Genomic DNA, 23,535 nt, shown 5'->3' with positions numbered 1-23,535 from the left:
TCAGACCTCCCGCTGCAGACGGCGATTTTCAAGCTGCGCGATCCACAGACGCAGCAGATTCGCTCCCACAAATTTGAAGACAAGGATCACCGCCAGCGGCGTAATCACCGGCACGGTCACCATGGTAAACAGCGCGGCACCCGAGGAAAAATAGTTGGTAATACACGCGCTGCCGCTGGTTTGCCAGCAGGCAAAAATAGCGCGTTCCTGTTCAGTAATAATTCCCTCTTCCGCCATCTCTTTGGTCATCCCTGCCGCAGCATCGGTATTTTGCAAATTCGCAATCAGCGCCAGCGAGCAAATACCAGGAATACCGAGTAACGGGCGCAGGACAGGCGTCATTAACTGTTGCGCCGCGCGCAAACCGCCCAGCCCTTCAGTAACGGAGATTATGCCGAGAGAAAGAATGACGGAAGGTGCCAGCTCAAGTGCGAATAAGAAGCCATCTTTTGCTCCCATTCCCCCTGCACCGCGAAAAGAGACTGCCGTATCGCCTGCGGCATTGATCTGCCCAAACGCGCCATTGAGGATGGTGAAGTCAAAGACTCGCCACCATTCGGTACTTTTCGCAAACATGCCTGAAAAAAGCACAATTGTAATAAAAAAAGCGAGATAACCGCCCCATCCCACTTTTTGCTGCGTGTGTGTGTTATGACCCATGTTGTTCTCCTGTTGGTCTTATTCCTTGCGTGACGAAAAGACATCACGTTGGTCAAGTTAAAGGCAAACACGGAGAAAAACGACACCAGAGGAAATTATTCAGAAAGAGTGGATAGAGGTCAGACAAGTTCAGTTCCGGCGACGTTGCGCCGCCGGTACTTGCCGATTAGGGTTCGTCAACGGCCTGACCATCCGGCCAGGCATGCATTACCGCTTTGATTAACGTCGCCAGTGGGATCGCAAAGAATACGCCCCAAAAGCCCCACAGGCCGCCGAATATCACGACTGAGAGAATAATGACCAGCGGATGCAAATTTACCGCTTCAGAGAACAGCACCGGCACCAGCAAATTACCGTCCAGCGCCTGGATAATCAGGTACACGGCAAAACAGCTCCAGAACTCGGTACCAAGCCCGAACTGGAACAACGCCACACCGACCACCGGAATCGTCACCACAAAAGCACCGATATACGGGATCAGCACGGAAAATCCGACCAGCACCGCCAGCAGCAGCGAATAGTTGAGGCCAAACATCAGGAAGCCGAGCCAGGTCGCTACGCCGACCACCACCATTTCCAACACCTTGCCGCGGATATAGTTGGTGATTTGCTGGTTCATCTCTTTCCACACCTGCCCCGCCAGCCCGCGATTACGCGGCAGCACCCGGCGCACGGCGTTCAGCATTTGTCCTTTATCTTTGATCAGGAAGAACACCATCAACGGGACAAGCACCAGATAGACCGCCAGCGTTAGTAAACCGACCAGTGAAGCCAGCGAATATTTCACCACCGAATCGCCCATGGTGAGCATTCGCGAGCGCATATTCTCCGCCATCGCATCAATAATGCCCGCATCCATCAACGCCGGATAACGCCGCGGCAAGGTAGCGGCAAAATCAGACAGTTTATTGAGCATGCCGGGCATATCGCGGATCAGGTAGATCCCCTGCTGCCACGCAACGGGCATCACCACAAACGCCATCAGCAGCAAAATACCGACAAACAGAATAAGTACAATCGATGTCGCCCAACGTCGTGAACAACCAATATGCTCCAGCCGCACCGTTGGCCACTCAAGCAGATACGCCAGCACTATGGCGACCAGTAGCGGCGCCAGAAGACCGCTAAAGAAGAACAGGATGCCAAAACCGGCAACCAGAATAATCAGCAGGGCAATGGCTTCGGGGTCGCTAAAGCGGCGACGATACCATTGCATCAACATTTCGAGCATAAAACCCTTCCATGAACCCAATAGCGGGATTGCGATCCCGAATTGTATCGAAATGTCACAAAAAAGACTTCGCTTTTTATGGCTGATTACGCAAAGTGAAAAGACATTTTTCCTGGGTGTTCATCGTCAGGTTTCGCAGTTACACTCCCTAAGCTTGCGGAGTGTGAACGATACTTCACGGCATTGGTCAAATGGCTATCTCAAAAAAGAATACAGGACAGAGGTTATGTTCAGGCAGTTGAAAAAAAACCTGGTTGCTACCCTCATTGCCGCACTGACTATCGGTCAGGTCGCGCCCGCATTTGCAGACACCGCGGACACCCTGCCTGATATGGGAACCTCGGCAGGGAGTACGCTTTCCATAGGACAGGAAATGCAGATGGGCGATTATTACGTACGCCAGCTGCGCGGTAGTGCGCCATTAATTAACGATCCGTTGCTGACCCAATACATTAATTCTCTGGGTATGCGTCTGGTCTCGCACGCCGACTCGGTAAAAACGCCCTTCACCTTCTTTTTGATTAACAACGATGAAATCAACGCCTTTGCTTTCTTTGGCGGCAACGTTGTCCTGCACTCCGCACTATTCCGCTATTCCGATAACGAAAGCCAGTTAGCATCGGTCATGGCGCACGAAATCTCCCATGTCACTCAGCGCCACCTGGCACGTGCAATGGAAGATCAGAAACGCAGCGCGCCGTTAACGTGGGTTGGAGCGTTAGGTTCAATTTTATTGGCGATGGCCAGCCCGCAGGCGGGTATGGCTGCGCTGACCGGTACGCTGGCAGGTACACGTCAGGGTATGATTAGCTTTACGCAACAAAATGAACAGGAAGCAGACCGTATCGGTATTCAGGTACTGCAACGTTCGGGCTTTGATCCCCAGGCCATGCCAACGTTCCTCGAAAAACTGCTCGATCAGGCCCGTTACTCTTCGCGTCCGCCGGAAATTTTGCTGACTCACCCCCTGCCTGAAAGCCGTCTGGCGGATGCCCGTAACCGCGCCAACCAGATGCGTCCGGTTGTCGTCCAATCATCGGAAGATTTTTATCTTGCTAAGGCGCGAACCTTGGGCATGTACAACTCGGGTCGTAACCAGTTGACCGATGACCTGCTGAGTAACTGGTCGAAAGGCAACGTACGTGAACAACGTGCCGCCCAGTATGGGCGTGCATTGCAGGCGATGGAAGCCAGCAAATATGACGAGGCGCGTAAAGCGCTGCAACCGCTGCTGGCGGCGGATGCAAACAATGCCTGGTATCTCGACCTGGCAACGGATATCGATCTCGGCCAGAAGAAAACCAGCGACGCCATTAACCGGCTGAAAAACGCCCGTGACCTGCGAACCAACCCGGTACTGCAGCTTAACCTGGCGAATGCGTATCTACAGGGCGGACAAGCCAAAGAAGCGGCAACCATCCTGAATCGCTATACATTTAACCATAAGGATGACCCTAACGGTTGGGATCTGTTAGCGCAAACGGAAGCCAACCTGAACAACCGCGATCAGGAGCTGGCGGCGCGCGCTGAAGGGTATGCCCTCGCCGGACGTCTGGATCAGGCGATTTCGATGCTCAGCAGCGCAAGTTCCCAGGTGAAACTGGGCAGTCAACAACAGGCCAGATACGATGCCCGTATCGACCAGCTACGCCAGCTGCAAGAACGCTTTAAACCGTACACCAAGATGTAACAGGAAAGAAAAATGTCCGACGCGATTAAAATCTACCATAACCCACGCTGCTCCAAGAGCCGTGAAACACTGGAATTACTGAAGTCCAACGGCGTGGATCCGGAAGTGGTGCTATATCTGGAAACCCCGGCTGACCCCGCGACCCTGCGTGAACTTCTGCAGATGCTGGGCATGTCCAGCGCGCGTGAGCTGATGCGCCAGAAAGAAGATCTCTATAAGTCACTTAACCTGGCGGACAAAAACCTGAGTGAAGATGCGCTGATTCAGGCAATGGTAGAAAACCCGAAACTGATGGAGCGCCCCATTGTGGTTGCCAAAGGCCAGGCACGAATTGGACGTCCCCCGGAGCAGGTACTGGAAATCGTCGGTTAACCTGAAACCTGCCGCAGTCTTTTGGCTGCGGCGCTTACAGCTTCAGTATCTCTTTTACGAACGGAATGGTCAGCTTACGCTGGGCGGTGATTGATGCATGATCAAGTTGATCCAGCGTCATAAACAGCGTACGCATTTCCCGATCCAGACGCTTAAGCAGAAAGCGTCCCACATCTTCCGGCAGTTCAAACCCACGTAGCCTGGCGCGTAATTGCAACGCCTGCAGTTTATCTTCATCAGAAAGCGGCTGTAGCTTATAGATTTGCCCCCAGTCCAGGCGCGAAGCGAGATCTGGCAGCCCCAAATTGAGCTGCCTTGGCGGGCGATCACCGGTGATCAGCAGCCGAGTTTTCCCCGACTCCAGGATGCGATTGTAGAGATCGAAGATCGCCATTTCCCATAGCGAATCGCCGGCCACGCATTCGATGTTGTCGATGCAGACCAGCGACAAATGCTCCATACCGTCAAGCACCTCGGGGACGAACCAGGTGCGCTTATCAAGCGGCACATAGCCTACCGCATCGCCCCGCGCAGACAGTTCCGCACAGGCTGCATGCAGCAAATGGCTACGGCCAGCGCCTTCACGCGACCAAAGATAAATATACCCGCTATGTTCCTGACGCAGCACATTTTGCAGTGCAGCCAGTAAAGAGGAGTTATCCCCCGGCCAGAAACTTGCGAAAGTTTCGTCGTCAGGCAGATAAAGTGGCAAAGAGAGCTGTGCCGGTGTGTTCAGAGATACCTCAACCCAGGATTTCATAAAATCGCGTTGAGTTTAACACAGAAATGCGTCGCGATAGAACCGGGCAGCGTCGCCGCCCGGTCAAAGGTTTACTGTTGCTCAGTGTCGGCATCTTTGGCGTCAAGCACCACTTCTTCCGGACGCAGCAGGCTGATAACTTTGAAAATCAGGCTCAGACAGACACCCACAATAGTCGCCAGCGCCATGCCTTTCAGCTCAGCAGCACCGATGTGAACTTTCGCGCCGCTGACGCCGATGATCAAAATAACCGAGGTCAGGATCAGGTTCTGTGCTTTGTTGTAATCAACTTTTGACTCGATTAGCACGCGAATACCGGAAGCACCAATCACGCCGTACAGCAGCAGAGATACGCCGCCCATTACCGGCAGTGGAATGATTTGGATCGCCGCAGCCAGTTTACCCACGCAAGAGAGCAGAATGGCGAAAATCGCCGCGCCACCAATAACCCAGGTACTGTAAACGCGGGTAATCGCCATAACGCCGATGTTCTCGCCGTACGTGGTGTTCGGCGTAGAACCGAAGAAGCCGGAGATCACCGTCGACAAGCCGTTAGCAAACATAGAACGATGCAAGCCTGGATCGCGAATCAAATCTTTTTTTACGATATTCGCCGTTACCACCAGGTGCCCGACGTGTTCAGCAATAACCACCAGCGCCGCAGGCAGAATGGTCAGAATAGCGACCCATTCAAAGCGCGGTGTGTAAAACGTTGGCAGAGCAAACCAGTGAGCCTGCGCTATCGGCGTGGTGTCCACGACGCCCATCACGAAGGAGAGCGCGTAACCGGCCAGCACCCCAATCAAAATTGGGATAATCGCCATAAAGCCACGGAACAGTACGGAACCAAATACCGTCACCGCCAGCGTCACCATTGAGATGATGATGGTTGTTGAGTCTGGCGCTTGTCCTTCAGCAGGCAGTAATCCCGCCATGCCCGCAGCGACCCCTGCCAGCTCCAGACCGATGACGGCAACGATTGCGCCCATAGCCGCAGGCGGGAACATTACATCCAGCCAGCCAGTACCGGCTTTCTTAACAATGAATGAAACCAGGCAGAAAAGGATGCCACACATAATGAAACCGCCCAGCGCCACTTCATACCCTAGCGGCAGCAGCAGCAGAACCGGGGAAATAAACGCGAAACTGGAACCGAGGTAAGCCGGAATTTTACCTTTACAAATAAAGAGATACAGTAACGTACCAATGCCGTTAAACAGCAGAACGGTAGCAGGGTTGATATGAAACAGGACTGGCACCAGTACCGTTGCGCCAAACATGGCGAACAGGTGCTGCAAACTAAGCGGGATTGTCTGTAAAAGCGGCGGTCTTTCACTCACCCCGATAGCACGGCGCGTCATAGTGTTTTCCTCTGAGTGTTGTTTGTTATTAGCGATTGGGTTGTTTTATTCAAAAAAAAGCCGACTCTTAAAGTCGGCTTCTTTTTATTTATTCATTTACTTGGTACCAAAAATCTTATCGCCGGCATCGCCGAGCCCAGGAATAATGTATCCGTGCTCGTTCAGTCCCTGATCGATGGAGGCGGTGTACAGCTCGACATCCGGGTGCGCTTTTTCCAGCGCCGCGATACCTTCCGGCGCGGCAACCAGTACCAGTACTTTAATGCTGCTGCAGCCTGCTTTTTTCAGCAGGTCGATGGTAGCGATAACCGAACCGCCGGTTGCCAGCATCGGGTCAACGATCAGCGCCATACGCTCATCAATGTTAGAAACCAGCTTCTGGAAGTATGGAACCGGCTCCAGCGTCTCTTCATTGCGGTACATACCTACCACGCTGATACGCGCGCTTGGAACGTTTTCTAGTACGCCTTCCATCATGCCCAGGCCCGCACGCAGGATTGGCACAACGGTGATTTTTTTACCTTTGATTTGGTCAACTTCAACCGGACCATTCCAGCCTTCAATGGTCACCTTTTCGGTTTCCAGACCAGCGGTTGCTTCATAAGTCAGCAGGCTGCCAACTTCCGAGGCGAGTTCACGAAAGCGTTTAGTGCTGATGTCGTTTTCACGCATCAGTCCCAGCTTGTGTTTGACGAGTGGGTGTTTGACTTCCACGATCTTCATACTCTTCTCCTTTCCTCAGACGAGTGGCAACCACAAAAAAAATCGCCGGATTATACCGCTTTTCGTCTCTGGCGCAACACTGCATACGCTTGATATGGATCAACCAAAATCGTTTGCGTCCGGATGATGAGTATAAAACAAGCCCCGCTTTGAGGTCGGGGCTTATTGTCAACACTATGAATTTTAAATATTTTCAGCGTTGCTCTGGATGACGTTTCGATACCAGGAAAAAGATTTCTTCGGCGAGCGTGCTAATGTCCCACTCCCGTCATTATTTTTATCAACATAGATAAAACCGTAGCGTTTTTTCATCTCCCCCGTCCCGGCCGAGACTAAATCAATACAGCCCCACGGGGTATAGCCCATCAGATCCACGCCATCTTCCACCACCGCTTTTTTCATTTCGCGGATATGCGCGGCCATATAGTCAATACGATAGGAATCATCCACCGAGCCGTCGGCCTGCTGCACGTCAATCGCACCAAAGCCGTTTTCTACAATAAACAGCGGCAGTTGATAGTGATCCCAGAACCAGTTCAGGGAATAGCGCAAACCGACCGGATCAATCTGCCAGCCCCAGTCCGACTTCTGCACGTACGGGTTAGAAACCAGGCTTTTCGACTCATCGTAATCCAGCTGTGGATTATCTGCCGTAGCCTGCGTCGCGAAAGACATATAATAACTAAAGCCAATGTAATCAACGCAGCCTTCAGTCAGTACCTGGCGATCTTCCTCGGTGATATCAAGTAAAAAGCCACGGCGTTCGAAATAGTTCATCAGATGCTGCGGATACTTGCCGCGCACGTGTACGTCAGTGAACCAGTAGCGGCGGTGCATGGCGTTCATCGCCATCATCATGTCATTCGGCGCACAGGTCAGCGGATAAATTGGGCACATCGCAATCATGCAACCAATTTGCAGCGCCGGATTTATCTCACGTGCGGCCTTTACTGCCAGCGCGCTCGCTACCAGCTCATAGTGCGCCGCCTGGTACATGACCGGTTCGCGATCTTCACCGGGCAGGTATTTCAGACCAGAGTTAGTAAAGGGCGCGAAGTCTTCGTGATAATTTGCCTGATTGTTAATCTCATTAAACGTCATCCAGTACTTCACTTTGTGCTGGTAACGAGTGAAAACCACCCGGGCAAAACGGACAAAAAAGTCGATCAGCTTACGGTTGCGCCAGCCGCCATATTCCGTCACCAGATAGTAGGGCATCTCGAAGTGCGACAACGTAATCACCGGCTCAATGCCATATTTCAGACATTCGTCGAACAGATCATCATAGAACTGCAGGCCAGCTTCGTTGGGTTGCGCTTCGTCGCCTAAGGGAAAAATCCGCGTCCAGGCAATAGAAGTACGAAAACATTTAAACCCCATTTCGGCAAACAGCTTTATGTCGTCTTTATAGCGATGATAAAAATCGATGGCATCGTGGTTAGGGTAATTTTTACCGGCAATGACACCGTCAGTAATTTCACGCGCCACACCATGCGCCCCCGCCGTCATGACATCGGCAACGCTAATTCCTTTACCGCCCTCCTGCCAGCCACCTTCCAGTTGATGAGCAGCGACAGCGCCACCCCACATGAAATCTGCTTTAAATCCTGACATCCCCTTCCCCTATCGTGATGAGTCTGCGCAAAACGCTCTATACCCGTCATACTTCAAGCTGCATGTGCGTTGGCTTTTCTCGCTCACTCCAGTTACGTACTTATGTACGCTCCTGGAGATTCGCTGCGTCGCCGCCTTCCTGCAACTCGAATTATTTAGGGTATAAATGAGGTTCGTAACAGAAAACAGAAACCGGTTTCAGTACGATACTGTGCATTCGGCTGGCAGGTTTCAAGCACAAGACTGTACCCGGTTTCATTTTCGTGGCGCAGTTCAAACAAATAGATAAATGATTGTAAAATGCTGAAAAAATCAGCAGATAAAACTTGATGCAGAGCAGGCTCGCAAACGTTTGCTTTCCCTGTTAGAATTGCGCCGAATTTAACTTTTACTGCAAGTAAACATGTGGGGAAGCAGGCAGTGACCGATAAAACCTCTCTTAGCTACAAAGATGCCGGTGTTGATATTGATGCAGGTAATGCTCTGGTTGATCGAATCAAAGGCGTAGTAAAGAAAACGCGTCGTCCGGAAGTTATGGGTGGTCTGGGTGGCTTCGGTGCGCTGTGCGCATTGCCGCAAAAATATCGTGAACCGGTACTGGTTTCCGGCACTGATGGCGTTGGCACAAAACTGCGTCTGGCAATGGATCTGAAACGTCACGACACTATCGGTATTGACCTTGTCGCTATGTGCGTGAACGATCTTGTCGTTCAGGGTGCTGAGCCGCTGTTTTTCCTCGACTACTATGCGACCGGCAAACTGGATGTAGATACCGCAGCCAGCGTCATTAACGGGATTGCCGAAGGTTGTCTGCAGTCTGGCTGTGCACTGGTCGGCGGGGAAACGGCAGAAATGCCGGGGATGTACCACGGCGAAGATTACGATGTGGCGGGCTTCTGTGTTGGCGTCGTCGAAAAATCAGAAATTATCGACGGTTCTAAAGTGGCTGACGGCGACGTACTGATTGCGCTCGGCTCCAGCGGTCCGCATTCCAACGGCTACTCTCTGGTGCGTAAAATTGTTGAAGTCAGCGGTTGTGACCCGGAAACCACCGAGCTCGAAGGCAAGTCGCTGGCCGATCACTTGCTGGCCCCGACCCGCATTTACGTAAAATCCATTCTGGAACTGATCGAGAAGGTTGATGTGCATGCCATTGCCCATCTGACCGGCGGCGGTTTCTGGGAAAATATTCCACGCGTTCTGCCAGACAACACGCAGGCCGTGATCGACGAATCTTCATGGCAATGGCCAGCCGTCTTCAACTGGCTGCAAACGGCGGGTAACGTTAGCCAGCATGAGATGTATCGCACCTTTAACTGCGGCGTAGGCATGGTTATCGCCCTGCCAGCTCCGGAAGTGGACAAAGCCCTGGCTTTGCTCAATGAGAAAGGTGAAAACGCATGGAAAATCGGTATCATCAAAGCTTCTGATTCCGAACAGCGTGTGGTTATTGAATGAAAAACATTGTGGTGCTCATTTCCGGCAACGGAAGCAATTTGCAGGCGATAATTGACGCCTGCGAACAGAAAAAAATCAATGGCACCATACGTGCAGTATTCAGTAACAAGGCCGATGCGTTCGGCCTTGAACGCGCACGCGAAGCGAATATTCCGGCGTACTCGCTGGAAGCCGCCCAGTTTGCCAGTCGCGAAGCCTTCGACCGCCAACTGATGCAAGAGATTGACGCCTGGGCACCCGATGTGGTGGTGCTGGCCGGTTATATGCGCATCCTCAGCCCGGCGTTTGTCGCACACTATTCTGAACGATTGCTGAATATCCACCCGTCTTTATTGCCGAAGTATCCAGGCCTGCACACGCACCGTCAGGTGCTGGAAAATGGCGATGAAGAGCATGGGACCTCCGTCCACTTCGTCACCGATGAACTGGACGGTGGACCGGTTATTCTCCAGGCCAAGGTTCCGGTATTTGAAGGCGACAGCGAAGATGATGTCACGGCACGGGTTCAGGCCCAGGAGCACACCATTTATCCGCTGGTGGTAAGCTGGTTTACCGATGGTCGACTGAAGATGCGTGATAACGCTGCATGGCTGGACGGCGTTCGTCTGCCGCCACAAGGTTACGCCGCCGACGAATAATAAAAAAACCTGTAAACCGGATCTCACCCTCCGGTCTACAGGCATAAATACCTTTTCCGGTTAACATCTCCGGTATTCATCTATGCTCCCCCTTTCTCTTTGCTATCAGACGGTTTATTGTCATATTTTTCTGGCACAGTTGGACATCTGAGAGCAATGCTCGCCATAATAAATCGGTAGTGTCCCGTGAATGAAACGGAGTAAAAGTGGTAATGGGTCAGGAAAAGCTATACATAGAGAAAGAACTCAGTTGGTTAGCGTTCAACGAACGCGTACTCCAGGAAGCTGCTGATAAATCAAACCCGTTGATCGAACGGATGCGTTTCTTAGGCATCTATTCCAACAACCTCGACGAATTTTACAAGGTTCGCTTTGCCGAACTGAAGCGCCGAATCATTATTAGCGAAGAACAGGGTTCAAACTCTCACTCCCGCCATCTGTTGGGCAAAATCCAGGCTCGCGTATTAAAAGCCGATCAGGAATTTGACGGACTGTACAACGAGTTGTTGCTGGAGATGGCGCGCAATCAGATTTTCCTCATCAACGAACGTCAGCTGTCGGCCAATCAACAGAGCTGGTTACGCCATTACTTCAAGCAATATCTCCGCCAGCACATTACGCCGATTCTGATTAATCGCGAGACGGATTTAGTTCAGTTTCTGAAAGATGACTACACCTATCTGGCTGTGGAAATTATCCGTGGCGATACAATCCGCTACGCGCTGCTGGAAATCCCTTCTGATAAGGTTCCCCGTTTTGTGAATCTGCCGCCGGAAACTCCGCGCCGTCGCAAACCGATGATCCTCCTGGACAACATCTTACGTTACTGCCTTGACGACATTTTCAAAGGATTCTTTGATTACGATGCACTGAACGCCTATTCGATGAAAATGACCCGTGACGCTGAATACGATTTGGTGCACGAGATGGAATCGAGCCTGATGGAGCTGATGTCATCCAGCCTGAAACAGCGTCTGACCGCAGAGCCTGTACGCTTCGTCTATCAGCGCGACATGCCCAATGCGCTGGTTGAGGTACTGCGTGAAAAACTGACGATTTCTCGCTACGATTCGATTGTGCCAGGCGGGCGTTACCATAACTTCAAAGACTTTATTAACTTCCCCAACGTTGGCAAAGCCAACCTGGTAAATAAACCGCTGCCACGTCTGCGCCACATCTGGTTCGACAACGAGAAATTCCGTAACGGATTTGATGCAATCCGTGAACGCGATGTACTGCTGTATTACCCATATCACACCTTTGAGCATGTTCTCGAACTATTGCGTCAGGCCTCCTTCGACCCAAGCGTACTGGCGATAAAGATCAATATCTACCGTGTAGCAAAAGACTCGCGCATTATTGACGCGATGATCCATGCCGCGCATAACAGTAAAAAAGTGACCGTGGTCGTGGAATTACAGGCGCGCTTTGATGAAGAAGCCAATATCCATTGGGCCAAACGTCTTACCGAAGCGGGCGTTCACGTTATCTTCTCTGCGCCGGGTCTGAAAATTCATGCCAAACTGTTCCTTATCTCACGTAAAGAAGGTGATGAAGTCGTGCGCTATGCGCATATCGGGACGGGCAACTTCAACGAAAAAACGGCGCGACTGTATACCGACTACTCGTTGCTTACCGCTGATTCGCGCATCACCAACGAGGTTCGCCGGGTTTTCAACTTCATCGAAAACCCGTATCGTCCGGTGACGTTCGATTATCTGCTGGTTTCTCCGCAGAACTCACGCCGTCTGCTGTACGCGATGATCGACAAAGAGATCGCTAATGCACAGCAAGGCCAACCTTCTGGTATCACACTAAAACTGAATAACCTGGTCGATAAAGGCCTGGTTGATCGTCTCTATGCGGCCTCAAGCTCAGGCGTACCGGTTAATTTGTTGATTCGCGGTATGTGTTCTCTGATCCCAAACCTGGAAGGTATCAGTGACAATATTCGCGTGATAAGCATTGTTGACCGCTACCTTGAACACGACCGGGTTTATATTTTCGAAAACGGTGGCGATAAGCAGGTATACCTCTCCTCCGCAGACTGGATGACCCGCAATATCGACTATCGTATCGAGGTCGCCACTCCGCTGTTGGACCCTCGTCTTAAGCAGCGCGTGCTGGATATTATCGATATCCTGTTCAGCGACACGGTGAAGGCTCGCTTCATCGATAAAGAACTCAGTAATCGCTACGTACCGCGCGGAAACCGCCGTAAAGTTCAGTCACAATTGGCGATTTACGATTACATCAAATCACTCGAGCAACCTGACTAACGCTATGCCAATACACGACAAGACTCCACGGCCGCAAGAATTTGCTGCGGTCGACCTTGGTTCAAACAGTTTCCATATGGTCATTGCCCGCGTGGTTGATGGCGCAATGCAGATAATCGGACGACTGAAACAACGCGTTCACCTGGCGGATGGCCTCGGCGAAGATAACAAACTGAGCGAAGAGGCAATGGAACGCGGATTAAGCTGCCTGTCGCTATTTGCCGAACGTCTGCAGGGCTTTCCCCCGTCAAGCGTATGCATCGTGGGAACCCATACTTTACGTCAGGCGCTAAATGCGACCGATTTTCTCAAGCGAGCAGAAAAAGTCATCCCCTACCCGATTGAGATTATTTCCGGTAATGAAGAAGCCCGACTGATTTTTATGGGTGTGGAACACACCCAGCCGGAAAAAGGCCGCAAGCTGGTTATTGATATCGGCGGTGGCTCAACAGAACTGGTGATCGGCGAAGATTTCGAGCCCAGGCTGGTCGAAAGCCGCCGTATGGGCTGCGTCAGTTTTGCCCAGATGTATTTCCCGGGCGGTGTCATCAACCGGGAAAACTTTCAGCGTGCCCGCATGGCAGCAGCGCAGAAGCTCGAAACCTTAACGTGGCAGTTTCGCATTCAGGGCTGGAATGTCGCAATGGGCGCGTCAGGCACGATTAAAGCGGCACACGAAGTGCTGCTGGAGATGGGTGAAAAAGACGGTTTTATCACCCCCGAACGCCTGGACAAACTGACATCTGAAGTGCTGAAGCATGCCTCATTTGATGCGCTCAGCCTGCCGGGGCTGTCAGAGGAGCGAAAGGCGGTATTTGTTCCCGGGCTCGCGATTCTGTGCGGCGTTTTTGACGCACTGGCGATCCGCGAACTTCGCCTTTCTGATGGCGCGCTACGCGAAGGCGTGCTGTATGAGATGGAAGGACGTTTTCGCCACCAGGACGTTCGCAGCCGTACCGCCAGCAGTCTGGCGAATCAGTACAACATCGACAGCGAACAGGCCCGGCGCGTGCTGGAAACGACGATGAAAATGTACGACCAGTGGCATACGCAGCAGCCAAAACTGGCCAATCCTCAACTGGAAGCGTTACTGCGCTGGGCAGCGATGCTGCATGAGGTTGGGCTGAACATCAACCACAGCGGTTTACATCGCCACTCTGCTTATATCTTACAAAACAGCGATTTACCGGGGTTCAATCAGGAACAACAGCTGATGATGGCAACATTAGTTCGTTATCATCGCAAAGCGGTGAAACTGGATGACTTGCCTCGCTTTACGTTGTTCAAGAAAAAACAGTTTCTGCCGTTAATTCAGTTGTTGCGCCTGGGCGTGCTGCTGAATAATCAGCGCCAGGCGACTACTACGCCGCCATCCCTGACTCTGATAACCGACGACAACCACTGGACCTTACGCTTCCCGCATGACTGGTTTAGCCAAAATGCGCTGGTGTTGCTCGATCTGGAAAAAGAGCAGCAATACTGGGAGGGCGTAACCGGCTGGCGTCTCAAAATTGAAGAAGAAAGCTCACCCGATATCGCCGCATAAACTCTCAGCAGGTGCCAGTTCAACTGGCGCCTGTTCTTCCAGCGTTTCATGCAATGGCAGGGGTTTACCAATCAAATATCCCTGCATGTAATCAATTCCCAGCGAAATTACCGCACTGCGTATTTCTTCACTTTCAACATACTCTGCAACCACCTGCATTCTTTTCATCCGCGCCAGATGGCAAATAGAAGCCACGATTTGGTAGTCGAGGCTGTTCGAAACGATATTGCGTATAAAGCTGCCGTCAATTTTCAGGATATCGGCATTCACATTCTTCAGCCGCGCATAGCTGGCGTATCCGGTGCCAAAATCATCAATCGCAATCTGACAGCCCATAGATTGCAGCTGCAGTAACGTTGCCTGTGCCTGTTCCGCATTGGTTAAGGCGTTGCTTTCCGTAACTTCAAAGATCAACTGCCATGCTTCAACCTTGTACTTAACCAGTAGCTGGTTGATGTCATGCGGAAGTCGGGCGCGACATATCGACGTGGGTGACAAGTTAATGGCAAACCGACGGGCGGGCATTTTTTCCCGATTCTGCGCCATAAACTTCAGCGTATTTTCAATCACCCATAGATCAATACTGGACGACAAGCCAAACTCATGCGCGACCGGCAAGAAGCAATCAGGGGCGACGGTTTCACCGTCATCCCCCTCAAGACGCAGCAGGATTTCATGATAAACATCGCCGCGTACGCCAGAAATCGGCTGCGCCATCAGGAAAAAACGATTGTGCTCCAGCGCCTGCTGTAGACGATTCATCATCGCAACCTTATCTTTCAGATCACGTTGCAAGTGCATTACGCCCCGGCGCTGCAAGTTCTCTGGCGCATTGGTCGCCAGAGAAAGTTCGGCAATGGTGCTTAACTCTCCCAGTAACAGATAGATATGGTTAACAGGAGAACGGACATAGCAAAAACTGATCCCCACCTGCGGCTGTAAAGGCATGCCATCCCAAATAAAACGGAACTGCTTGATATGCCTGTCCAGGGCCTCAATGCGCTCCTGATGAGACTCGGTGTTAAAACGCAAAACTAAGTCATTACCCGATAGCTGATAGACATGCTCATCCTGTTCCAACTGTGGCGTTATCCACTGTGAGAGTTTTTGCTTGTACTGGATACGCAGCATAATGCCGTAATTTTTTACCAGTAACTCCATGCCCGGAACACGCAAAAAGCAGAGTACTGACCATGGCGTTTTTTTCAAATCCCGGTTCAATGCGCGCAAATTTGGCAGATGCACCATCGGATCAAAGAATGCCAGACGATGATTGCGCCGGGTAACAAAGCGTTGGCGCGTTGCCAGTACGGCAATGAAGTTCACGATGAAGGAGAAAACAAGATAACTCGACGAGGTAATGGCAAGCTGGGTATCGTAGCCAGAATACCAGGGCATATAACGCTGGTAATAATGAATTGCGGTAATAAGTACGACAGACCATATCAGCGAAATAAATCTGTAGCCGTAACGCATTGCTCCCCAGAGCATGACGGGTAGCAACAGCGACAGCGTATAATTTGTGCTAAATATTGAGCTTTGTTCATTTAACGGCATACACAGTAATGCCATAAGTACAGCCAATATAATCAGCCAGATCGCAAACTCGGTTTTGGTAACTTTGTTATCAAACTGCTGCTTTAATTGAGAAAAATAGCCTCTGACATGCAAAGGGTTGCGGATCGTGCGAATAATAAAGTAGCACAAAGGAACCCCAACCAAATTCCCGACGAGCATGGCCTGATAGTTGATCAGCGTGCCAGTATTAAAGGGCATAACCCCCACCATGCCGGATTTACTCTCATAAACGCCCACAAACGCGGCAAACTGGAAGAGGATCAGAAACAGCGTCGCCGGGCAGAAGACCTGCCAAAACATGCGCTGAAACATCAGATGAGAGTCACCGTGAGATACGTTGTTCCGCCGGGGAGCAAATACTTTATACCCTCCCCAGCTCAGCACTATCGTAACAATAAAGTGCGAAATTATTGAGAGCGTTTCAAATAACCCAACCTGCGGATATTTGTAGCAGATAATGGAAATGATAATTCCCGGCAATGCCGCCCAGCCAAAAAATAGCATCAGGCTAATCATCAACGCCAAAGGCATGTAGAAAAGAATTACGGTCCCAGAACTAATATGGGCATAGGTATTAGCAGTGCTCAATATAGGCAACAGCAAAGATGGTAAGATGAGAGGTAACGCCCACCATCTATCTCTCATACCAATATAATGTTTTTTGAGTTTCATAGATGCTCAGTAGAATCCCGCACATCCTGCAGGGGGTATTCAGACAGGCATCCCACCTGACTCTAAACGATAAAGTTAAATACATTACGATGTCTCATCGATTTTAGTTATCATCAAACAGTGACGTTTGACATATATCAAAAAAAAAGACTCTCATTAATCAATTATTACTCTTTTCATCGTTTCTTATCGTTAATTCATTATTAATGCAAATAATAATATTAATTTTCATAACATATGAGGATGAAACAACTGAAGCAATTTTACATAACGAAAAATTGACCATTGCCCCACAGTATGCCTTAATGTGAATATCGCCCTCAGTTGGGTACACTACAAGGAACCTTTTGTGAGCCAGGTTACCAGCCTACGCAAACGACATCGATTTAATAGTCGCATGATCCGGATCGTACTGCTTATCAGCTTTCTCTTCTTCTTCGGACGCTTCGTCTACTCCGCTATAGGTGCGTGGCAGCACCACCAGAACAAAAAAGAATCTCAGCAGATCACCCAGCCGCAACAGGCATCTCCTGCTCAAACCGACGTGCGCTGATCGCTCGCGCCTGTAGTATCTCAGCATTAAGATTCCTTACCGGATGGCTAATCGCCTGACATTTAACCATCCGGTAAGGGATTTAAGTGATGAAACAAAACGCTGCCTTACCCACCACTCGCACGGAGTTATCGGATGATAAACCGTGTTTTCGCACAAATGCACAATCTTTTAATCCCACTTCACCGCACCATTCGCGCTGATTTTTACGTTCCGATTGACTGGGTATAAAAAAACACACCGTGTTCAAATAGACGTCAATTAATATCGCCAAAAAATATCACAGATGAAAGCATTAATATTATGTATGGAATTAAATGCTTATTTGAATCATTACCATTTTAAATTCTACAGGGTTTTACCATGAGTGGTTTTTCATTATTTCCGAAAATAAGCAGCGGTCTTGAATGGATCGCTGGACACAGCGATGCGGTTATTCAATTCGGGTGGAATATCGTTGCCGCCGTAATTTTACTGTTTGTCGGTAAATTTGTCTCTCGCCTGCTCTCCAGTGGTCTGGAAAAGTTACTGTTAAAACGTAAAGTTGACCGAACCATTATCCAGTTCTTCACCGCGCTGGTACGTTACATTACCCTCGCTTTCGCCGTTGTTGCCGCGTTGGGTCGCGTCGGTATCGAAACATCCTCCATTATTGCCGTCATTGGTGCCGCCGGGTTGGCCATTGGGCTCGCGCTACAAGGATCGCTTTCCAACTTTGCCGCTGGCGTACTATTGGTCTCCCTGCGTCCTTTCCGCGCCGGAGAAGTGGTACAAATTGGCGCAGTCACCGGAACGGTGGAAAAGGTACATATTTTCTCCACCACCCTGCTCACCGCCGACAGTAAAGAAGTGGTCATTCCAAACGGTAAGATCATCGCTGACAATATCATTAACTATTCCCGCCACCCTTTTCGTCGGATCGATCTGGTGATTGGCGTGGGCTATCAGACCCGGATAGCAGATGTTAAGCGCGTGATTAACCAGATTATCGAGCAGGATAGCCGCATCGATAAGCAACGTGGAGTAACCGTTCGTCTGGGCGAACTGGGCGCTTCAGCATTGAATTTTTACGTCCGCGTATGGGTACCCAACATCGAATACTGGAATACCTATTACGATCTGCTGGAAAACATTAAAGAAGCCCTGGACGCTAACCATATTGCCCTGCCGTATCCGCAGATGGATATCCGCGTGGAGAATGTGTCACCCCAATCTCCTCCCCAGCTACAGTTAGTTGATTAATAAGTTGTTCTCCGGTGTGAGCGCAATAAAAAACCCTCTGTTAAAGAGGGTTTGACATATTACCGTTCAAAAACCGCTAACGGAGAGAGATATTATTCCCACTCAATGGTAGCTGGCGGCTTACCGCTGATGTCATACACCACGCGGGAAATACCGTTAACTTCGTTGATGATGCGGTTAGAGACTCGGCCTAAGAAGTCATACGGCAGATGCGCCCAGTGGGCGGTCATAAAGTCGATGGTCTCAACAGCACGCAGGGAAACAACCCAGTCGTACTTACGGCCATCGCCCATGACGCCAACGGAACGCACCGGCAGGAACACGGTGAACGCCTGACTGACTTTGTTGTACAGGTCAGCTTTGTGCAATTCTTCAATGAAGATAGCATCCGCACGACGCAGCAGGTCGCAGTACTCTTTCTTCACTTCGCCCAGTACACGCACGCCGAGACCCGGCCCCGGGAACGGGTGACGGTACAGCATGTCGTATGGCAGGCCCAGCTCCAGACCAATCTTACGCACTTCGTCTTTGAACAGCTCACGTAGCGGTTCAACCAGACCCATCTTCATCTCTTTCGGCAGGCCGCCGACGTTATGGTGAGATTTAATGACGTGCGCTTTACCGGTGGCGGAAGCCGCGGATTCAATCACGTCAGGGTAGATAGTACCCTGCGCCAGCCATTTCACATCTTCCAGTTTCAGCGCTTCTTCGTCGAACACTTCAACGAATACGCGGCCGATGATCTTACGTTTCGCTTCCGGATCGTTCTCACCTTTCAGCGCGTCCAGGAAACGCTGTTCGCCTTCAACGTGAACGATGTTCAGTCCAAAGTGGTCACCAAACATATCCATTACCTGCTGGGCTTCGTTCAGGCGCAGCAGACCGTTGTCAACGAACACACAGGTCAGGTTTTTACCGATTGCACGGTGCAGCAGCATCGCAGTCACGGAGGAGTCCACGCCACCGGACAGGCCGAGAATCACTTTATCATTGCCAACCTGCTCGCGAATGCGGGCAACGGCGTCATCGATAATTTTTGCCGGCGTCCATAGCGCTTCACACTGACAGATATCGCGCACAAAGCGCTCCAGCATACGCATGCCCTGACGGGTGTGGGTCACTTCCGGGTGGAACTGCACGCCGTAGAAGCGTTTTTCTTCGTGCGCCATAATGGCGAACGGGCAGCTGTCGGTACTGGCGACAGTAACGAAACCTTCCGGGATAGCGGTCACTTTATCGCCGTGACTCATCCATACGTCCAGCAGCGGTTTGCCGTCGGCGGTCAGGGAGTCTTCAATACCACGCACCAGCGCACTGTCGGTCTGAACCTCTACCTGCGCATAGCCGAATTCACGTTCGTTAGATCCTTCAACATGACCACCGAGCTGCATTGCCATAGTCTGCATGCCGTAGCAGACGCCGAATACCGGCACACCGGCATTGAAAACGTATTCTGGCGCGCGCGGGCTGTTTGCTTCGGTGGTGCTTTCCGGACCACCGGAAAGAATGATACCGCTTGGGTTGAATTCGCGAATTTGTGCTTCCGTAACATCCCATGCCCACAGTTCACAGTAGACGCCCAGTTCACGTACGCGACGTGCAACCAACTGAGTATACTGCGAGCCGAAATCGAGGATGAGAATGCGATGTTTATGAATATTGTCTGTCATTGACGCTAATTCCGAGGCAAGTGAAACAAATTCGCCCGGCATATAGCCGGGCGCGGAAACTTATCAGGAGCCCATGCGGTAGTTAGGGGACTCTTTGGTGATGGTCACATCGTGAACGTGACTTTCCTGAATACCCGCACCGCTGATGCGTACAAACTCTGCTTGAGTGCGCAGCGCGTCGATAGTACCACAGCCGGTCAGGCCCATACAGGAGCGCAGGCCACCCATCTGCTGGTGGATGATCTCTTTCAGGCGGCCTTTATACGCGACACGGCCTTCGATACCTTCCGGGACCAGTTTGTCAGCAGCGTTATCGCTCTGGAAGTAACGGTCGGAGGAGCCTTTGGACATCGCACCCAGAGAGCCCATACCGCGGTATGATTTGTAAGAACGGCCCTGGTACAGTTCGATTTCGCCCGGGGATTCTTCGGTACCCGCCAGCATGGAACCCACCATGACTGCAGCAGCACCCGCAGCGATTGCTTTCGCGATGTCGCCGGAGAAGCGAATACCGCCATCGGCGATAACCGGAATACCGGTGCCTTCCAGCGCTTCAACGGCGTCAGAAACAGCGGTGATCTGCGGTACACCTACGCCGGTCACGATACGAGTCGTACAGATGGAGCCAGGGCCGATACCGACTTTAACCGCGCTGCAGCCGGCTTCCGCCAGTGCGCGAGCGCCTGCGCCCGTTGCAACGTTACCGCCGATGATCTGCAGATCCGGATATTTAGCGCGAGTTTCACGAATACGCTGCAATACGCCTTCAGAGTGACCGTGAGAGGAGTCAATCAGCAGTACGTCAACGCCCGCGGCAACCAGCGCGTCAACACGCTCTTCGTTACCAGCACCCGCGCCGACAGCAGCGCCAACGCGCAGACGACCATGCTCGTCTTTACAGGCGTTAGGTTTACGTTCTGCTTTCTGGAAATCTTTAACGGTGATCATGCCGAGCAGATGGAAGCTGTCATCAACAACCAACGCTTTTTCAACGCGTTTTTCGTGCATTTTGGCAAAAACAACATCACGCGCTTCACCTTCGCGAACGGTCACCAGACGCTCTTTCGGGGTCATGTAAACGCTCACTGGCTGGCTGAGATCGGTCACAAAACGTACGTCGCGACCGGTGATGATGCCGACCAGTTCGTTATCCTCCGTCACAACCGGGTAGCCTGCAAAACCGTTACGCTCGGTCAGTTCTTTCACTTCGCGCAGCGTGGTGGTTGGCAGTACGGTCTGTGGGTCAGTTACCACGCCAGATTCGTGTTTCTTCACGCGGCGAACTTCTTCCGCCTGGCGCTCGATGGACATGTTTTTGTGGATAAAACCGATGCCGCCTTCCTGGGCCAGAGCAATTGCCAGGCGCGCTTCCGTCACGGTGTCCATTGCTGCGGAGAGCATAGGAATGTTCAGGCGAATGGTTTTCGTCAACTGGGTGCTGAGGTCAGCAGTATTCGGCAGAACGGTAGAATGAGCGGGAACGAGGAGGACGTCGTCAAACGTCAGGGCTTCTTTTGCGATACGTAGCATGGGCAATATCTCACCTGGGAGGTTATTAAATATTGCCGCGGCATTATACAGAGCGTAACCGATTGCATCCACACTTTTTTGCAAAAAAACCTTGCGCTCCTCTGTGGGCATGTTACTTTCGACTGAATAACCTGCTGATTTAGAATTTGATCCCGCTCACATGTTATCCTCTCAGACCACCTCAATTTTTACCGTAAGCCGCCTGAATCAGACGGTTCGTTTGCTGCTTGAGCAGGAAATGGGGCAAGTATGGATCAGCGGTGAAATATCCAATTTCACTCAGCCGTCCTCGGGTCACTGGTATTTCACGCTCAAAGATGACACCGCTCAGGTTCGCTGCGCGATGTTTCGCAACAGTAACCGCAGGGTAACGTTCCGCCCACAGCACGGGCAACAGGTACTGGTACGCGCCAACATTACATTGTATGAGCCGCGTGGGGACTACCAGATAATCGTCGAGAGCATGCAGCCAGCTGGCGAAGGCTTGTTGCAGCAAAAATATGAGCAACTGAAGGCCAAACTGCAGGCTGAAGGGCTGTTCGATCAGCAATTCAAAAAAACACTGCCCTCACCGGCCCACTGCGTCGGGGTTATCACCTCTAAAACCGGGGCTGCACTGCACGATATTCTTCACGTCCTGAAGCGTCGCGACCCTTCCCTGCCCGTTATTATCTACCCGACCGCAGTCCAGGGCGATGATGCGCCAGGACAAATTGTACGCGCCATTGAGCTGGCGAATGCCCGCAACGAATGCGACGTATTAATCGTCGGACGCGGCGGCGGCTCGCTGGAAGATTTATGGAGCTTTAACGACGAACGTGTAGCGCGAGCGATCTTTGCCAGCAACATTCCAGTAGTCAGCGCCGTCGGCCACGAAACTGACGTCACTATTGCCGATTTTGTCGGCGATCTGCGAGCGCCCACGCCATCAGCCGCGGCGGAGATTGTCAGCCGCAACCAACTTGAACTGCTGCGTCAAATTCAGCATGGTCAGCAGCGTCTGGAGATGGCGATGGACTACTATCTCGCCAACCGAACTCGTCGATTTACCCAGCTTTTTCACCGCCTGCAACAACAGCATCCGCAGTTGCGTCTGGCCCGCCAGCAGACCGTGCTGGAACGACTGCGTCAGAGAATGAACTTCGCACTTGAGAATAAGATCAAACAGGCGAATCAGCGTCAACAGCGCATACTACAGCGTCTGAATCAGCAAAACCTGCAGCCGCGTATCCACCGCACGCAAACACGTATTCAACAACTGGAATACCGACTGGCGGAAAATATTCGCTCGCGCGTCAGCGAGCAGCGAGAACGTTTTGGCAATGCGGTCACGCATCTGGAAGCCGTCAGCCCGCTGGCCACGCTGGCACGTGGTTATAGCGTCACTACCGCGACAGACGGCAAAGTGCTGAAGCAAACCAAACAGGTGAAGGCCGGTGATGTGCTCACCACCCGACTGTCTGATGGTTGGGTAGAGAGCGAAGTGAAAGGCGTAACGGTGGCAAAGAAATCGCGTAAGAAAAAGCCGGATTAAACCGGCGCAAACTCCACGCGTTTCTTCGAAATCAGCCGATGGCCATTCTGACAGAAATAATCCACCGCGCCGCAGGCTTTTAACACTTGCAGTGGCAAATGGCATTCCGGACAACGCGCTTCCAGCTGAATATCTTTGTGACACTGCTCGCAGTGCGCCACACCGTTTTGTGGCTCCAGCTCAGCATGACAATCCGGGCATGTAATCGACATATCGTGTCCTTGTACAGAAAATGTATTCTTGTTTTTATTTTAACACCATGCGCGTAATGTGGCCCACGTAACTGCTGTTGTAACGTTAGCAGGCACTCCACTTCTTCCGCACCGCATCGGTCATGGCTGATGATGTTCCCGTCGCGAAGATAAATCCGCAGACCTTTTGTCCGCCATCAGGTCCCGCATATTTGTTGAGCCAGATCGCCAGT

The 23,535-nt window shown here is 51.5% G+C and carries 19 protein-coding genes; 9 read left to right on the top strand and 10 right to left on the bottom strand.

All coding sequences use genetic code 11. The features are described from left to right. Positions 1–660 (bottom strand): nucleoside recognition domain-containing protein, encoded by a 660-nt coding sequence (locus On2M_RS05645; protein ID WP_151217643.1) that lies wholly within the window; start codon positions 658–660, stop codon positions 1–3. 166 nt (positions 661–826) lie between these two features. Beyond that, positions 827–1,891 carry an AI-2E family transporter gene (locus On2M_RS05640; protein WP_151217644.1) on the bottom strand — a complete coding sequence of 355 codons (1,065 nt, stop codon included), beginning with the start codon at positions 1,889–1,891 and terminating at the stop codon, positions 827–829. A gap of 226 nt (positions 1,892–2,117) precedes the next feature. On the opposite strand from On2M_RS05640, the gene bepA reads away from it, so the two are divergent. Together bepA and arsC are read left to right on the top strand one after the other, a co-directional pair. Further along, the gene (gene bepA, locus On2M_RS05635; protein ID WP_187253542.1) at positions 2,118–3,581 is read left to right on the top strand and encodes a beta-barrel assembly-enhancing protease; all 1,464 of its coding nucleotides are present in this window, start codon (positions 2,118–2,120) and stop codon (positions 3,579–3,581) included. Between the two features lie 12 nt (positions 3,582–3,593). Then, a complete protein-coding gene (arsC, locus tag On2M_RS05630; protein ID WP_151224079.1) occupies positions 3,594–3,953 on the top strand; it encodes an arsenate reductase (glutaredoxin) in 360 nt (119 codons plus the stop codon). Positions 3,954–3,987: 34 nt separating this feature from the next. On the opposite strand, the gene On2M_RS05625 is transcribed toward arsC, so the two are convergent. The 4 genes from On2M_RS05625 to On2M_RS05610 all read right to left on the bottom strand — a co-directional run bounded on the left by On2M_RS05625 (position 3,988) and on the right by On2M_RS05610 (position 8,411). Further along, positions 3,988–4,689, bottom strand: a complete 702-nt coding sequence (locus On2M_RS05625) for a DnaA inactivator Hda (RefSeq protein ID WP_211924219.1) — start codon at positions 4,687–4,689, stop codon at positions 3,988–3,990. A gap of 95 nt (positions 4,690–4,784) precedes the next feature. After that, on the bottom strand, positions 4,785–6,074 hold the full coding sequence (gene uraA, locus On2M_RS05620) for a uracil permease (protein ID WP_003037932.1): 1,290 nt from the start codon (positions 6,072–6,074) through the stop codon (positions 4,785–4,787). 96 nt (positions 6,075–6,170) lie between these two features. Then, a complete protein-coding gene (gene upp, locus On2M_RS05615; protein ID WP_003037929.1) occupies positions 6,171–6,797 on the bottom strand; it encodes a uracil phosphoribosyltransferase in 627 nt (208 codons plus the stop codon). Between the two features lie 183 nt (positions 6,798–6,980). Beyond that, positions 6,981–8,411 carry a 6-phospho-beta-glucosidase gene (locus tag On2M_RS05610; RefSeq protein ID WP_187253543.1) on the bottom strand — a complete coding sequence of 477 codons (1,431 nt, stop codon included), beginning with the start codon at positions 8,409–8,411 and terminating at the stop codon, positions 6,981–6,983. Positions 8,412–8,831: 420 nt separating this feature from the next. Here On2M_RS05610 and purM point away from each other — a divergent pair, with 420 nt between their 5' ends. The 4 genes from purM (at position 8,832) to ppx (ending at position 14,332) form a co-directional block, all read left to right on the top strand. After that, complete coding sequence (gene purM / locus On2M_RS05605) at positions 8,832–9,869, top strand: phosphoribosylformylglycinamidine cyclo-ligase (RefSeq protein ID WP_003838485.1); 1,038 nt, start codon at positions 8,832–8,834, stop codon at positions 9,867–9,869. After that, a complete protein-coding gene (purN, locus tag On2M_RS05600) occupies positions 9,866–10,507 on the top strand; it encodes a phosphoribosylglycinamide formyltransferase (protein ID WP_101741993.1) in 642 nt (213 codons plus the stop codon). The genes purM and purN overlap by 4 nt, the downstream gene beginning before the upstream one ends. A 212-nt stretch (positions 10,508–10,719) precedes the next feature. Continuing rightward, on the top strand, positions 10,720–12,786 hold the full coding sequence (gene ppk1, locus On2M_RS05595; RefSeq protein ID WP_003037917.1) for a polyphosphate kinase 1: 2,067 nt from the start codon (positions 10,720–10,722) through the stop codon (positions 12,784–12,786). Positions 12,787–12,790: 4 nt separating this feature from the next. Beyond that, positions 12,791–14,332 carry an exopolyphosphatase gene (ppx, locus tag On2M_RS05590; protein WP_187258609.1) on the top strand — a complete coding sequence of 514 codons (1,542 nt, stop codon included), beginning with the start codon at positions 12,791–12,793 and terminating at the stop codon, positions 14,330–14,332. On the opposite strand, the gene On2M_RS05585 is transcribed toward ppx, so the two are convergent. Then, the gene (locus On2M_RS05585) at positions 14,312–16,582 is read right to left on the bottom strand and encodes a sensor domain-containing phosphodiesterase (protein WP_210904484.1); all 2,271 of its coding nucleotides are present in this window, start codon (positions 16,580–16,582) and stop codon (positions 14,312–14,314) included. The genes ppx and On2M_RS05585 overlap by 21 nt on opposite strands. A 349-nt stretch (positions 16,583–16,931) precedes the next feature. Here On2M_RS05585 and On2M_RS05580 point away from each other — a divergent pair, with 349 nt between their 5' ends. Both On2M_RS05580 and mscS read left to right on the top strand, forming a co-directional pair. Then, positions 16,932–17,135 (top strand): YfgG family protein, encoded by a 204-nt coding sequence (locus On2M_RS05580; protein ID WP_151217646.1) that lies wholly within the window; start codon positions 16,932–16,934, stop codon positions 17,133–17,135. A gap of 363 nt (positions 17,136–17,498) precedes the next feature. Beyond that, positions 17,499–18,377, top strand: a complete 879-nt coding sequence (mscS, locus tag On2M_RS05575) for a small-conductance mechanosensitive channel MscS (RefSeq protein ID WP_151217647.1) — start codon at positions 17,499–17,501, stop codon at positions 18,375–18,377. A 92-nt stretch (positions 18,378–18,469) separates the two neighbouring features. On the opposite strand, the gene guaA is transcribed toward mscS, so the two are convergent. After that, complete coding sequence (guaA, locus tag On2M_RS05570; RefSeq protein ID WP_048224996.1) at positions 18,470–20,047, bottom strand: glutamine-hydrolyzing GMP synthase; 1,578 nt, start codon at positions 20,045–20,047, stop codon at positions 18,470–18,472. A gap of 63 nt (positions 20,048–20,110) precedes the next feature. Beyond that, positions 20,111–21,577, bottom strand: coding sequence for an IMP dehydrogenase (guaB, locus tag On2M_RS05565; RefSeq protein ID WP_187253548.1), 1,467 nt, complete (start codon positions 21,575–21,577; stop codon positions 20,111–20,113). Between the two features lie 160 nt (positions 21,578–21,737). Here guaB and xseA point away from each other — a divergent pair, with 160 nt between their 5' ends. Then, positions 21,738–23,111 (top strand): exodeoxyribonuclease VII large subunit, encoded by a 1,374-nt coding sequence (gene xseA, locus On2M_RS05560; RefSeq protein WP_210904483.1) that lies wholly within the window; start codon positions 21,738–21,740, stop codon positions 23,109–23,111. Here the strand turns inward: xseA and On2M_RS05555 are convergent. After that, the gene (locus On2M_RS05555) at positions 23,108–23,323 is read right to left on the bottom strand and encodes a zinc ribbon domain-containing protein (RefSeq protein WP_210904482.1); all 216 of its coding nucleotides are present in this window, start codon (positions 23,321–23,323) and stop codon (positions 23,108–23,110) included. The two genes, xseA and On2M_RS05555, sit on opposite strands and share 4 nt — an antisense overlap. Between the last annotated feature and the right edge of the window lie 212 nt (positions 23,324–23,535).

The sequence above is a fragment of the Citrobacter sp. On2M genome, assembly GCF_018035235.1.
GTDB classification, from domain to species: Bacteria; Pseudomonadota; Gammaproteobacteria; order Enterobacterales; family Enterobacteriaceae; genus Citrobacter; species Citrobacter meridianamericanus.
This window is presented reverse-complemented; position numbering and strand designations above follow the sequence as displayed.

Bases quoted from the DNA above. Each gene is read 5' to 3' on its own strand.
- On2M_RS05640 (WP_151217644.1), bottom strand. From the start codon at position 1,891: ATGCTCGAAATGTTGATGCAATGGTATCGTCGCCGCTTTAGCGACCCC.
- xseA (WP_210904483.1), top strand. From the start codon at position 21,738: ATGTTATCCTCTCAGACCACCTCAATTTTTACCGTAAGCCGCCTGAAT.
- uraA (WP_003037932.1), bottom strand. From the start codon at position 6,074: ATGACGCGCCGTGCTATCGGGGTGAGTGAAAGACCGCCGCTTTTACAG.
- ppk1 (WP_003037917.1), top strand. From the start codon at position 10,720: ATGGGTCAGGAAAAGCTATACATAGAGAAAGAACTCAGTTGGTTAGCG.
- On2M_RS05585 (WP_210904484.1), bottom strand. From the start codon at position 16,582: ATGAAACTCAAAAAACATTATATTGGTATGAGAGATAGATGGTGGGCG.
- purN (WP_101741993.1), top strand. From the start codon at position 9,866: ATGAAAAACATTGTGGTGCTCATTTCCGGCAACGGAAGCAATTTGCAG.
- arsC (WP_151224079.1), top strand. From the start codon at position 3,594: ATGTCCGACGCGATTAAAATCTACCATAACCCACGCTGCTCCAAGAGC.
- On2M_RS05610 (WP_187253543.1), bottom strand. From the start codon at position 8,411: ATGTCAGGATTTAAAGCAGATTTCATGTGGGGTGGCGCTGTCGCTGCT.
- On2M_RS05645 (WP_151217643.1), bottom strand. From the start codon at position 660: ATGGGTCATAACACACACACGCAGCAAAAAGTGGGATGGGGCGGTTAT.
- guaB (WP_187253548.1), bottom strand. From the start codon at position 21,577: ATGCTACGTATCGCAAAAGAAGCCCTGACGTTTGACGACGTCCTCCTC.
- ppx (WP_187258609.1), top strand. From the start codon at position 12,791: ATGCCAATACACGACAAGACTCCACGGCCGCAAGAATTTGCTGCGGTC.
- upp (WP_003037929.1), bottom strand. From the start codon at position 6,797: ATGAAGATCGTGGAAGTCAAACACCCACTCGTCAAACACAAGCTGGGA.
- On2M_RS05555 (WP_210904482.1), bottom strand. From the start codon at position 23,323: ATGTCGATTACATGCCCGGATTGTCATGCTGAGCTGGAGCCACAAAAC.
- bepA (WP_187253542.1), top strand. From the start codon at position 2,118: ATGTTCAGGCAGTTGAAAAAAAACCTGGTTGCTACCCTCATTGCCGCA.
- mscS (WP_151217647.1), top strand. From the start codon at position 17,499: ATGAGTGGTTTTTCATTATTTCCGAAAATAAGCAGCGGTCTTGAATGG.
- guaA (WP_048224996.1), bottom strand. From the start codon at position 20,047: ATGACAGACAATATTCATAAACATCGCATTCTCATCCTCGATTTCGGC.